Source organism: Oceanicaulis sp. HTCC2633, assembly GCF_000152745.1.
Taxonomy (GTDB): domain Bacteria; phylum Pseudomonadota; class Alphaproteobacteria; order Caulobacterales; family Maricaulaceae; genus Oceanicaulis.
In genome coordinates this window covers 951,933-964,134 of sequence record NZ_CH672428.1, presented here as the reverse complement: position 1 = coordinate 964,134, position 12,202 = coordinate 951,933, and the positions used below count along the sequence as shown (strand labels likewise).

At 64.2% G+C, this 12,202-nt stretch carries 11 protein-coding genes; 5 read left to right on the top strand and 6 right to left on the bottom strand.

The window, feature by feature from the left end; translation table 11 throughout:
* Positions 1–2: 2 nt before the first annotated feature.
* The 4 genes from OA2633_RS04660 to OA2633_RS04645 form a co-directional block, all read right to left on the bottom strand.
* The gene (locus tag OA2633_RS04660) at positions 3–1,790 is read right to left on the bottom strand and encodes a murein L,D-transpeptidase (RefSeq protein WP_009801333.1); all 1,788 of its coding nucleotides are present in this window, start codon (positions 1,788–1,790) and stop codon (positions 3–5) included.
* A 209-nt stretch (positions 1,791–1,999) separates the two neighbouring features.
* Entirely contained in the window at positions 2,000–3,304 is a 1,305-nt protein-coding gene (gene purB / locus OA2633_RS04655) for an adenylosuccinate lyase (RefSeq protein WP_009801332.1), read from the bottom strand.
* A gap of 69 nt (positions 3,305–3,373) precedes the next feature.
* On the bottom strand, positions 3,374–4,660 hold the full coding sequence (locus tag OA2633_RS04650) for an MFS transporter (protein ID WP_009801331.1): 1,287 nt from the start codon (positions 4,658–4,660) through the stop codon (positions 3,374–3,376).
* A 108-nt stretch (positions 4,661–4,768) separates the two neighbouring features.
* Positions 4,769–6,013: a threonine synthase gene (locus OA2633_RS04645; protein WP_009801330.1), complete on the bottom strand. Its 1,245-nt coding sequence runs from the start codon at positions 6,011–6,013 to the stop codon at positions 4,769–4,771.
* Between the two features lie 36 nt (positions 6,014–6,049).
* Between OA2633_RS04645 and OA2633_RS04640 the strand changes: the two genes are divergently transcribed.
* Positions 6,050–6,439: a VOC family protein gene (locus OA2633_RS04640; RefSeq protein WP_009801329.1), complete on the top strand. Its 390-nt coding sequence runs from the start codon at positions 6,050–6,052 to the stop codon at positions 6,437–6,439.
* A gap of 21 nt (positions 6,440–6,460) precedes the next feature.
* Here the strand turns inward: OA2633_RS04640 and radC are convergent, their stop codons facing one another.
* Complete coding sequence (radC, locus tag OA2633_RS04635) at positions 6,461–7,174, bottom strand: DNA repair protein RadC (protein ID WP_083783199.1); 714 nt, start codon at positions 7,172–7,174, stop codon at positions 6,461–6,463.
* A 56-nt stretch (positions 7,175–7,230) separates the two neighbouring features.
* Here radC and OA2633_RS15195 point away from each other — a divergent pair, with 56 nt between their 5' ends.
* The 4 genes from OA2633_RS15195 to OA2633_RS04615 all read left to right on the top strand — a co-directional run bounded on the left by OA2633_RS15195 (position 7,231) and on the right by OA2633_RS04615 (position 11,805).
* Complete coding sequence (locus OA2633_RS15195; RefSeq protein ID WP_009801327.1) at positions 7,231–7,704, top strand: DUF2059 domain-containing protein; 474 nt, start codon at positions 7,231–7,233, stop codon at positions 7,702–7,704.
* Positions 7,705–7,801: 97 nt separating this feature from the next.
* Complete coding sequence (gene gor, locus OA2633_RS04625; RefSeq protein WP_009801326.1) at positions 7,802–9,205, top strand: glutathione-disulfide reductase; 1,404 nt, start codon at positions 7,802–7,804, stop codon at positions 9,203–9,205.
* A 149-nt stretch (positions 9,206–9,354) separates the two neighbouring features.
* A complete protein-coding gene (locus OA2633_RS04620) occupies positions 9,355–10,731 on the top strand; it encodes a class II 3-deoxy-7-phosphoheptulonate synthase (RefSeq protein ID WP_040612474.1) in 1,377 nt (458 codons plus the stop codon).
* A 24-nt stretch (positions 10,732–10,755) separates the two neighbouring features.
* Positions 10,756–11,805, top strand: coding sequence for an FAD-dependent oxidoreductase (locus OA2633_RS04615; protein WP_009801324.1), 1,050 nt, complete (start codon positions 10,756–10,758; stop codon positions 11,803–11,805).
* 92 nt (positions 11,806–11,897) lie between these two features.
* Here the strand turns inward: OA2633_RS04615 and OA2633_RS04610 are convergent, their stop codons facing one another.
* The gene (locus tag OA2633_RS04610; protein WP_009801323.1) at positions 11,898–12,164 is read right to left on the bottom strand and encodes an HU family DNA-binding protein; all 267 of its coding nucleotides are present in this window, start codon (positions 12,162–12,164) and stop codon (positions 11,898–11,900) included.
* Positions 12,165–12,202: the final 38 nt, after the last annotated feature.

Sequence of the window (12,202 nt, the reverse complement as noted above, 5' to 3'; positions counted from 1 at the left end):
GCCTAGATCTGCTCCGGATTGCGAACGGTCAGCGGCGAATTGTGGATCAGCGCAATCAGCGCCGGGTCACGGTCATAGACATCATGGTGGAAGATCACGTCGCCATCGTCCTCGACCTCGACGGTGCGATAGACCACATGAACGGGCAGGGGCGCGTCCAGCGCGATGTGCTGGTTCTCGCCGGAAGCGACCGCTTGGGCGATCATCGCTTCTGCGTTCTGATCGGTGACGGCCTCGACCACCCAGGCCGCCATGGCCTGGGGATCCTCCAGACGAATACAGCCTGAAGAGAAGGCGCGCTGGTCGCGCTCGAACAGATGGCGGCTCGGCGTGCCATGCAGATAGACCGAGTGTTGATTGGGGAACATGATCTTCAGCTCGCCCAGGGCGTTATTGTCGCCCGGATCCTGGATCAGGCGGACCTGGTCGGCGATTCCGTCTGCGCTCCAGTCGATCGTTTCCGCGCTCAGCGGCTCGCCCGTATCGCGATCGACGACCTTGTAGCCGCGATCTTCCAGATAGGCCTCGTCTTCGCGGATATGGCTCAGCTTGTCGCGCACCAGAATGCTTTCGGGCACATACCAGTGCGGATTGGCGACAATGTGTTCAATCTGTTCGCTCATCAGCGGGGTCTGGCGCGCGGGCAATCCGACGATCGAGCGCATTTCGAGCTCGGTGTCGCCATCGCGAACGGCGCGTGCGGTGTACGCCGGAATGTTCACTTCAACATAGCGCTCGCCCAGATCGGGAGAGGCGCGACGCCAGCGCTCGAGATTGGCGTCGATCCGCGCCAGCTTGTCCTCGGCGCTGACATTCAGCGCGGCGATCGTCGCCGGGCCGAGCACACCGTCCACTTCCAGACCATTATGCGCCTGGAAGTCCCGCAGGGCGGCCTCAAGCTCTGGGGAGAAGCTTTGCATTTCACGACGCCAGTCCGCCGCGCTGACAGGTGCGGCGGCGTCGGGCGCCGTGATGAAGGACACCTGGGTCAGGGGCGGCTGGCTTTCCGCCATCAGAGACGGCCGACGCGGGCGCTCGATCCGATAGCCTTCCTCGCGCAGCCGAACACGAAGCGTTTCGACAACCGGGCTTGAGTCTCCAAGCTCCAGAAGACCTTCAGGTTCGGGCACCTGTGTGAAGCCGCCGGACTTGATATAGCCGTCATAGGTGCGCCGCGCCTTGATCAGGTCCTCATACTCGGGATGCGTGACGGAAAGCTGCTCGTAATCCAGTACGCCCGCGCCCGCCCGCGGCAACATCTGGTCCAGGGGCAGGGGCGTATCGCTCATGTCGGCGGTGGGCGCGGCCTGCCCGTTCAGGCGGCGATCCGCGAGGGCGATAAAGGCGGCTGAGAGGCGAATGTCCGCCCGCGCCGCCGCCTCGGCATCGTCGGCGTCGAGGGCGCGCGAAGCCTCTCGCAGGGTGCGCAGCACCTCGTCGCTGAGCAACAGGCCTTCGCCGGGCGCTTCGGCATAGGCGGTGATCAGGGCCTGGGCGCCGTCTTGCGTCCAGATCGGATCGAAGACACGCATGGCGTAAGCCGCGTAAAGGGCTTCATCAACAGCATGGTCGGGATCGTGCGCGCCAGACTGAGGGGCGGGATCAAGGACGGCTTCAATGGCCGAAGAGAGGCTGCCATCTGGGATGCGGCCGGCCGGGCCGGTCTGCTCGCCCACAATGTCGGGTTCGAGACTGGAGAGCACGGTGGAGCTCTGTCCGAAGGCCGGGGAGGGGGAGGTTATCGCGGCTGCGAGAACAAAGGCGGCAGCAGTGGATTTGTAGTGTTTCATTATCAAGCTCACGGGTAGCGCCGGTGAACTTGATCAAAGCGGAGTGCAGGGGCTGGGTTCCAAGAAATATGTATGTGCAGTTTTGTGCGAAATGTTTGGAACCTTTTGCCTATTCGTTCGTTTGTGCGTTGTCCCCGTCCATCTGTCCCCAATAAAAACGCCGCCCGAACGGGCGGCGTTTTCTCGTTCTTCGAGGTGGAAGGTTGCGATCAGCTCTCGCCGAAGACCCGGTCGAAGATCGTGTCCACGTGCTTGAAGTGATAGCCCTCGTCAAAGCAGGCTTCGATCTGCGCGTTCGTCAGAAGGGCGGTCACGCCTTCATCCGCCTTGAGGTGGTCGACCAGCTTGCCGCCTTCATCCCAGGTCTTCATGCCGTTGCGCTGGACGAGACGATAGGAATCCTCTCGCGACGCGCCAGCCTGGGTCAGCGCCAGCAGGACGCGCTGGGAATTGTGGATGCCGCCATAGGCTTCCAGATTCTCACGGCAGCGGTCCTCATGCACGATCAGGCCCTCGATCATCGAGGCGGTGCGGTGCAGGGCGAAATCGAGATGCACCGTGGCGTCCGGGCCAATGCCGCGCTCGACGGACGAGTGGGAAATGTCCCGCTCATGCCAGAGCGCCACGTTTTCCATCGCCGGGGTGACGGCGGAGCGCACGAGACGCGCCAGACCCGTCAGGTTCTCGGTCAGGATCGGGTTGCGCTTGTGCGGCATGGCCGAGGAGCCCTTCTGGCCCTTGGAGAAGAATTCCTGCGCCTCACGCACTTCCGAGCGCTGAAGGTGGCGCACCTCGATGGCGATGTTCTCGATCGAAGAGGCGATCAGGCCCAGCACGGCGAAGAAGGCCGCATGGCGGTCGCGCGGAATCACCTGGGTGGAGATCGGCTCGATGGCCAGGCCGAGCTTTTCGGCCACATGAGCCTCAACCGCCGGGTTCACATTGGCGAAGGTGCCGATGGCGCCGGAAATCGCGCAGGTGGCGATCTCCTCGCGCGCCGCTGCCAGACGGGCGCGGTTGCGGTCGATCTCGGCGTAGAAGCGGGCGAACTTCAGACCCATCGTGGTCGGCTCGGCGTGGATGCCGTGGCTGCGGCCGATGCAGGCGGTCATCTTGTGCTCGAAGGCGCGCTTCTTCAGCGCCGCCAGCAGACGGTCCATACCCTCCAGCAGCACATCAGAGGCGCGCTTGAGCTGCACCGCAAGGCAGGTGTCCAGAACGTCAGAGCTGGTGAGACCCTGGTGCACGAAGCGGGCGTCTTCGCCGACAAGCTCGGCCAGATGGGTCAGGAAAGCGATGACATCGTGCTTCACCTCGCGTTCGATCTCGTCGATGCGATCGACGTCGAACTCCATGTCCCTGGCTTTCCAGACCGCCTTGGCGGCGTCGGCGGGCACCACGCCCAGCTCGGCCAGCTTGTCGGTGGCGTGGGCCTCGATCTCGAACCAGATGCGGTATTTCGATTGGGGCGACCAGATGTCGGCCATTTCAGGCCGGGTATAGCGAGGGATCATGGGGCGCGGCTCTCACGTCTAGCGAAACGGTGAAGTTTGCGCGCAAACAGCGCCAACCGGCCCGCCGCGTCAAGTCCGCGACTTCAGATCACGCTTGAGCGCATAGCCCGCCGCGACAAACAGCGCCGCCGCCAGGGCGAAGGCGCAACTGCCCGCCATCAGCGCCAGTCGCAGGGCTTCGCCTTCACTGTGGCTCTGGCGCAGGAAGTCTGAGAGCGCGCCGACCGCAAGCGGTCCGAGGCCGATGCCGATAAGATTGTTGAAGAAGCCGATGATGGCCGCCACCGCCGCGCGAGAGGCCGGCGGGGTGAGGGTCTGGGTCGCGGCCAACCCCGGACCGATCCAAGCATAGCTGAGCAGCAGCGGAATGGCGAAGAAGATCAGGCTCATCCCGCCATCGCGCACCATCAGCCCGCCCAGAAAGAAGGGCACGGTCAGCAGCAGAGTCAGTCCGGGAATGACGCCATAGGCTTCGGGGCGGTTTGGCCCGATCCGGTCCGCGATCCAGCCGCCCGCCACGGAGCCGACAAGTCCGAGCGCGAAGAGCGGCGACAGCCCGGCGCCCACTTCCTCAAGGGTCATGCCCTGAGAGCGGATGAGGAAGGAGGGCGCCCATTGATACAGGCTGTATCCGGCAAAGGAGGTGACGGCCGCCGCCGCCGTGAACAGGCGCAGCGAGGGCGTGGCGAAGACCAGCTTCAGGGCGCCAAGCGCATTGGCTTTCTGCGCGCGCAGAGCTTCGGTGTCGAACATGCCCCGACGCGGTTCCTTGACCAGAACCACCAGCACCAGCGCCAGCAGCACGCCCGGCAGGCCGACCAGCACGAAGGCCCAGCGCCAGCTCAGCGCGTCGGCGATGAAGGCGCCCAGAGCCGAACCGGCGGTCAGCCCCAGCGGCGCGCCCACCGAGAACAGGCCGATGGCGAAAGCGCGTTTGGAGGGCGGGAAATAGTCAGACAGGACCGAGTAGGACGGCGATACGCCGCCAGCCTCGCCCGACGCCACGCCGATGCGGGCCAGCAGCATCTGGATGAAGTTGGACGCCATGCCCGAGAGCGCGGTGAACACGCTCCAGACAACACACGCCGCCGCGATCAGCCGGACCCGATTGGTGCGGTCGGCCAGGATGGCGATGGGAATGCCCAGGGTGGCGTAGAACAGGGCGAAAGCCGTGCCCCCCAGCAAGGCCAGCTGGCTGTCGCTCAGGTTGAGATCGGTTCGGAACTCTTCCTGAAGCACGGCAAAGACCTGCCGGTCCATGAAGTTGACGAGGTAGACCACAAGCAGAACGCCCAGAGCCGTCCAGGCGTTTCTGGCGGCGGGTCGTTTCGCGGTGAAAGGCGCGGGGGTGCTCATGGCGATCCCTCGGGGGCGGCTCAAAAGAGGCCGGGTTATGCGATAGAGAGACGATTCCGTTAAAGCGGCGTGTTCATTACAATTCAGTGAGGGTTTTCAGAGCGTCCTTCACGGCGCCAGCATGGCCGGGGTTATGGGCTGGGTGCGATCAAGGGTTCGGGCCAGGTCGGGCAGCGGGTATTTCAGCCCGGATCCGCAATTGAACAATACGACTTCGGCATCCTTCTGGATCAGACCCTGTGACAAGGCGGACTGACAGGCGGCCAGGGTGGCGGCGCCTTCCGGGCACAACAGCAGACCGTCTTCGCGTCCGCAGAGCTGGCGCGCCGTTTCGATCTGGGCGTCTGAAACCGCCAGCGCCGACCCGCCGCTTTCACGCACGGCGCGCAGGATCAGGAAACCGCCAATCGCCTTGGGCACGCGAATGCCCGACGCGAATGTATGGGCGTCCAGCCATTCGGGCGCGTGCTCTTCGCCCGCCTCAAACGCCTTGACGATGGGCGCGCAGCCCTCGGCCTGCACGGCGAACATCTTCGGACGCTCCGAGCCGATCCAGCCCAGTCTCTCCATCTCGTCGAAGGCCTTCCACATGCCGATCAGGCCGGTGCCGCCGCCGGTGGGGTAGAAGATGGCGTCGGGCAGTTTCCAGCCCATTTGCCAGGCGAGCTCGATCCCCATCGTCTTCTTGCCCTCGATCCGGTAGGGCTCCTTGAGGGTGGAGACGTCAAACCAGCCCATCTCCTCCTTGAGCGCGCCCACTATGGCGCCGCACTGGTGGATAAGCCCGTTCACCCGGAACACCTGCCCGCCCTGCGCCGCGATCTCGCGCACATTCACCTCGGGCGTATCGGCGGGGCAGAAGGAATAGGTGGTCATTCCGGCTCGCGCACCATAGGCGGAGAGCGCTGCGCCGGCATTGCCATTGGTGGGCATCGCCATGGTCTTCACGCCAAACGATTTCGCCATGGACACCGCCAGCGCCAGACCGCGCGCCTTGAAGCTGCCGGTGGGCAGGCGGCCCTCATCCTTGACCCAGAGCGGGGCGGTGAGCCCCAGCGCGGCGGCCACCTTCGGCGTTTCGATCAAAGGCGTGTCCACCTCGCCCAAAGAGACCACGTCCTCGTTCCGCGCGACCGGCAACAGCTCGCGCCATTTCCAGAACCCGGCTTCTTCATGGGCGGGACGAGCGGCGATGGCGTCGCGGTCTACCTCGCGCTTCATCGTCTCAAGGTCATAGCGCGCCAGCAGCGGCCAGCCTTCGGGAGACAGGTTATGCGCCGTGTCCTTGTCCAGTCGCGTCCCCGTCATGGAGCACTCAAGATGGGTGAAATAATTGGACGGGGCAGGGCGCATGGGTCACCGTGAGGGCAAGTTGAGAAGGAGGCAGGCATGCCGGTTCTGGGTGTTGGCGGCATATTCGTGAAGTCCGGCGATCCTGACGCGAGCAAGCGCTGGTATCAAGAGGTTCTGGGTTTAGAGCTTAATTCTTATGGGGGATTTGATTTCGCCCATGCGGATGCGGCGAAAGCCTTCGGGGAGGGGGCACGCACGATCTTCGCCCGTTTCGAGAGCGGCTCGGACTATTTCGAACCGTCCGCCCAGACTTTCATGATCAATCTCATCGTGTCGGATCTGGACGCCCTGCTTGAACGTATCGCGGCGTCGGGAACCGATCTGATCGGCGAGCCTCAGAGCTTTGACTATGGCCGCTTCGCCTGGGTGATGGATCCTGACGGGGTGAAGATCGAGCTGTGGGAGCCGGGAACGCCGCCGGCCTAGCGGGCTGGCTGTCCCGCCCTTCTAAAGCAATCCCAGACTCTTGAAGCTCGCGGTCCGTTCGCGCCCGATCACCAGATGGTCATGGACCACGATGTTGAACGGTTTGGCGGCGCTGATGACGAGCTTGGTCATCTCGATATCGGCATGGGACGGGGTGGGATCGCCGCTGGGGTGATTGTGCACGAGGATGAGCGCGCTGGCGTCGAGCGCCAAGGCGCGCTTGACCACTTCGCGCGGATAGACGGGCGCATGATCCACCGTGCCGCGCGCCTGATGCTCGTCGGCGACGAGGCGGTTCTTCTTGTCCAGATACAGAACCCGGAACTGTTCGGTGGCGGCGTGCTGAAGCGCGGTGCGCAGATAATCGAGAAGCGCCGACCAGCTTGACAGAATCGGCCGTCCCACCACCTGTTCACGCGCCATGCGCACCGCCAGAGCCTCGATCAGCTTGAGATCGAGCGCGGTCTTTTCAGAGACGCCCTTCACCTCCTTGAGCTGATGCAGGTCCGCTGCGCACACCCCGCCCAGACCGCCAAATCGGGCGATCAGCGCCTTTGCGAGCGGTTTGACGTCGCGGCGGGGAATGGAGCGAAACAGGGCCAGTTCCAGAAGCTCGTAGTCTGCGAGCCCCGGACCGCCGGCCTCGGCAAAGCGCGCCCGCAATCGGTCGCGATGGCCGGCATGGTGAGAAGGTGTTGGGGACTTTGGGGATTCGCTCAATGTGGGGCTCGCCAGACTGCTATTCGCCTGATAGGAGAATAGCCGCTATCGAGTGATCTTGGAGGGGAAATATGATCCGTCTTGTCCTGGCCGTCAGCGCCGCCCTGTTTCTCACGGCGCCAAGCCTGGCGCAGAGCGATCCTGAACTGCGTCTCGCCGAGGCCGAGCGCATGATGGAGCTGACAGGCAGCGCCGATGCGGCCGCCATGATGATGGGCATGATGATGCCCAGCATGGAGCCGGCCCTGCGAAGCCAGTACGCGACAGCCTCTGACGCCCAGATCGCGCAGGCCATGGCCCTGATCGAGCAGACCCTGACCGATCTTGTCCCGCAGATCATCGTCCAGAGCGCGTCGGCCTATGCCGAAGCGTTCACGCTGGAAGAGCTGGAAGAGATCAACGCCTTCTATGAAACCGAGACCGGCCAGAAGCTGGTGGTGGCCATGCCCCAGCTCATGGACCAGGTCGGGCGGGTGTCCGAGCAGCTGGGCATTTCGGCCATGATGGGCATACAGCCTCAGATCGACGCCATCATGACCGAGTAAGCGGTTTCCCCATCTTCCACACCCCCGTGATTTGACCTAACCGGTCAGTGTGCACACATACGCACACTGACGAGACTGAATCACGGAAGGGCGCGACATGGCCGATCACGAGTTTGACTATGACCTGTTCACAATCGGGGCAGGCTCTGGCGGCGTGCGGGCCTCGCGTCTGAGCGCCATGATGGGCAAAAAGGTCGCCGTGGCCGAGGAATACCGTCCCGGCGGCACCTGCGTTATCCGCGGCTGCGTGCCCAAGAAATACATGGTCTACGCGTCCGGCTTCTCCAAGAGCTTCAAGCAGGCCAGGGCCTATGGCTGGGATGTGGGCGAGCCGAGCTTTGACTGGCCGACCTTCCGCGACACGATGAATGCGGAAGTGGATCGTCTGTCGGGCATCTATTCGCGCAATCTCGCCAATGCGGGCGTCGAGCTGATCGAGGACCGCGCCGAGCTTGAAGGGCCGAACACCATACGCCTTGTCAATCAGGATCGTACGGTGACGGCGAAACACATCCTGATCGCCGTCGGAGGCGCGCCCAACAAGGACGAGAGCCTTCCGGGCGTCGAGCACACCATTACGTCCAACGAGCTGTTTCACCTGCCCGAATTGCCCAGGCACATCGTGATCGCCGGCGGCGGCTATATCGCGGTCGAATTCGCCCAGGTCTTCGCCGGACTGGGGGTCGAGACCTGCCTTGTCTACCGGGGCGAGACCGTGCTGCGCGGCTTTGATGATGATGTGCGCACCGCCGTCCATGAAGGCCTCAAGGAGGCGGGCGTGCGCGTGATCACCCATACCGTGTTCGAGAAGGTCGAGCAGGTTGACGAGGACGCGAAAACCAAGCGCGTCACCCTGAAGAATGGCGATGTGATCGAGGATGTGGACCAGGTCGTCTTCGCGATTGGCCGCGATCCCTATACCCGGGGCCTGGGTCTGGAGACGGCGGGCGTCGAGGTCGATGAGAAGGGCGCGATCAAGGTTGATGAATACTCCAGGACCAGCGTTGAGAACATCTATGCGGTGGGCGATGTCACAGACCGCGTGAACCTGACCCCGGTGGCGATCCGCGAGGGCGCGGCCTTTGTGGACACGGTCTTCGGCGGCAAGCCGAACGCCTATGATCATTCCACCATTCCCAGCGCCGTCTTCACCCAGCCGCCCGTGGGCACGGTCGGGCTGACCGAGGCCGAGGCCCGCCATCAGTATGGCGAGGTGGATATCTACAAATCCCAGTTCCGGCCCATGAAGGGCATCATCACGGATCATCCCGACCGCATGATGATGAAGATGATCGTGCGCCCCTCCGATCAGGTCGTGATCGGCGTGCATCTGGTGGGCGATGACAGCCCGGAGATCATCCAGGCGGTCGGCATTGCCGTGAAGGCGGGGCTGACCAAGGAGCAGTTCGACGCCACCTGTGCGGTCCATCCCAGTGTCGCCGAGGAGTTGGTGACCATGAAGGAGAAGTGGATCCCGCCCGAATTGCGCGCTGCGGAATAAAGTCGTCGATCCTGTGGGGTGAATGCATCACCCCGTAACCATCATCGTTGCTTTTTGCACGCAGTGCGCCCCGAAGCGGACCTTCGGGGCTTACTGCGTTGCACAATCGCCGTTACTATGTCCGGCCAAATACGAGAAAGGCGAAGGCCATGACCCTGTGGAGCCCTGAGAGCTGGAGATCCAAACCTGGCAAGCAAATGCCGGCTTATCCCGATATGGACAAGCTCTATTGGGTGGAATCCGAGCTCGCCAAGCGCCCTCCGCTGGTCTTTGCAGGCGAGGTGCGTCGGCTGAAGAGCCAGCTCGCCAATGTGTCCGCGGGTCAGGCCTTTCTGCTGCAGGGCGGTGATTGCGCCGAAAGCTTCAAGGAGTTTTCCGCCGAGACCGTGCGCGACACCTTCCGCGTGCTCTTGCAGATGGCGGTGGTCATGACGTTCGCCAGCGCCAAGCCGGTGGTGAAGGTGGGCCGTATAGCGGGCCAGTTCGCCAAGCCGCGCTCGTCAGACACCGAGACCATCGATGGCGTCACCCTGCCGAGCTATCGCGGGGATTCCATCAATGACATGGCCTTTACCGAAGAGGCGCGGGTGCCCGATCCCGAGCGTCTGATCCGCGCCTATGACCAGTCGGCCGCGACGCTGAACCTGCTGCGGGCGCTGGCGTCGGGCGGCTATGCCGACCTGCACAACGTGCACCAGTGGACGCTGGATTTCCTGGCGGGCAGCCCGGCGGGCGAGCGCTATCAGGAATACGCGGACCGGATTGGCGAGGCGCTGGCCTTCATGCGCGCCTGCGGCGTGACCCCGGACGGCGCGCCGTCTCTGGAAGGGGTGGATTTCTTCACCTCACACGAGGCGCTGCACCTGCCGTTCGAGCAGGCCCTGACCCGGATGGAGAGCAATTCGGGCCGTTGGTACGACACCAGCGCCCATTTGCTGTGGATTGGCGACCGGACTCGTCAGCCGGACCATGCCCATGTGGAGTTCATGCGCGGCATCGAGAACCCGATCGGACTCAAATGCGGCCCGACGCTCGATCCCGACGAACTGATCCGTCTGATCGACGTGCTCAATCCGCGCGACGAGGCGGGCCGTCTGATCCTGTATGTGCGCATGGGCGCGGACAAGGTGGCCGATGGCCTGTTGCCGCTGGTGCGCAAGGTGCAGTCCGAGGGCCGCAATGTGATCTGGTCGTGTGACCCGATGCACGGCAACACCCACAAGGCCGCCAATGGCTACAAGACGCGGGACTTCGACAAGGTGCTGGCCGAGCTGCGCACCTTCATCGAGGTGCTGCGCGCCGAGGGCGCCGAGCCGGGCGGGGTGCATTTCGAGATGACGGGGCAGGACGTGACCGAATGCGTCGGCGGCGCCGGTCATCTGTCCGAAGCGGACCTGTCGAGCCGTTATCACACCCATTGCGATCCGCGCCTGAACGCGGATCAGGCATTGGAGATGGCCTTCCAGATCTCGGACGCCCTCAAGCCCGCCCAGGGCCTGAAGCGCGGTCAGGTCGCCGCGGAATAGACGGTCTCACTCGACCTCGGGGCCATGCTGGACCTTGTGATCATCGGAGCCGGGATCAGCGGCCTGCGTGCGGCGACGCGCGCGCAGGCCCTCGGGCTCGACTATCAGATCGTTGAAGCGCGGGACCGGGTTGGCGGTCGCGCTTATGCCGAAGCCGGGCTGGATCTGGGACCGTCCTGGGTCTGGCCCGCGCACCAGCCGCGCGTGCGCGCCCTGATCGAGGCCCTCGGCCTTCGCGTCTTCGCCCAGCCCGAGCGCGGCGCCTTGCGGTATGAAACGGCGGCGGGCGTGCAGACGCTGGATTTTCCCAAACGCTACGCCGATGCGGCGCGGCTGGAAGGCGGCCCGTATGAGCTGGCCCGGCGTCTGGCCAAAGCCCTTCCGCCTGACAGGCTGGCCCTGAACGCGCATGTGCATGAAATCGCGCTTGCAGGCGAGGGAGTCGAGGTGCGGATTGCGAACGGGCAGGGTATTCAGGCGCGCCATGTGATCCTTGCTGCGCCGCCGCCGCTGATTGCAGGCTGGAGCTTCAGCCCGTTGCTGCCTGATACGCTGAAGGCGGCGCTGACGCGCTGGCCCACCTGGATGGCCGCGCACGCCAAGATATCGCTGCGGTACGACGCGCCGTTCTGGCGTGAGGCGGGATTGTCAGGCTCGGCGGTCAGCCAGGTCGGACCTTTGATGGAAGTGGTGGACCATAGCGATGATGAAGCGGGCCGGTTTGCGCTCTTTGGCTTTTACGGCTGGCCGCATGGCGTCCGGCAACGTCGGGCGGTGACGTTGCAGGCCGAGACCCTGAGCCAGCTGGAGCGCCTGTTTGGCGCCGAGGCCGGGCGCCCGGTCGAGATCGTGTTCAAGGACTGGGCGTCCGATCCGCTCACCGCGACCCCTGCCGACAGCCCCGGACCGCGCGAGCATCCCCCGTATGGCGAGCCGGCCTTGTCGCAGACCTGGCTTGAGGGGCGTCTGGCCTTTGCGGGCGCGGAGGCGTCGCAAGGACATGGCGGCCTTATCGAGGGGGCGCTTGAGGCGGCCGATGCTGCGATGGAGCGTCTCTTCCCGGCCAGCGCCTGATCCCAGGCCTCAGCGCGTAGCCGCAAAAGAAAACCGCCGCCCTTTCGGGCGGCGGTTTCGCATCAGCATGTCCGCCCGGGGGCGGAAAACGCTTAGATGTCTTTCAGCGCAGACGCCGGGCGGAAGGCCAGTTGCGTCTTGGCTTTGGACATCATTTTTTCGCCGGTGCGCGGGTTGCGCACTTCGCGCGCTTCGCGGTGTTTGGCGTGGAAGGTGCCGAAGCCCGCCAGCTGCACGGAGTCGTTAGACTTCGCTGCGCCGACGATGGCGTCTGCGAACGCGTCGATTGCGTCGCTGGCCTGGGCTTTGGTGATGCCAGCTTTGTCGGCGATGGCTTTGGCGAGTTCAGATTTATTCATCAGGGTTCCCCCCTTGGTTTAAAAAAGGCGGAAGCGTG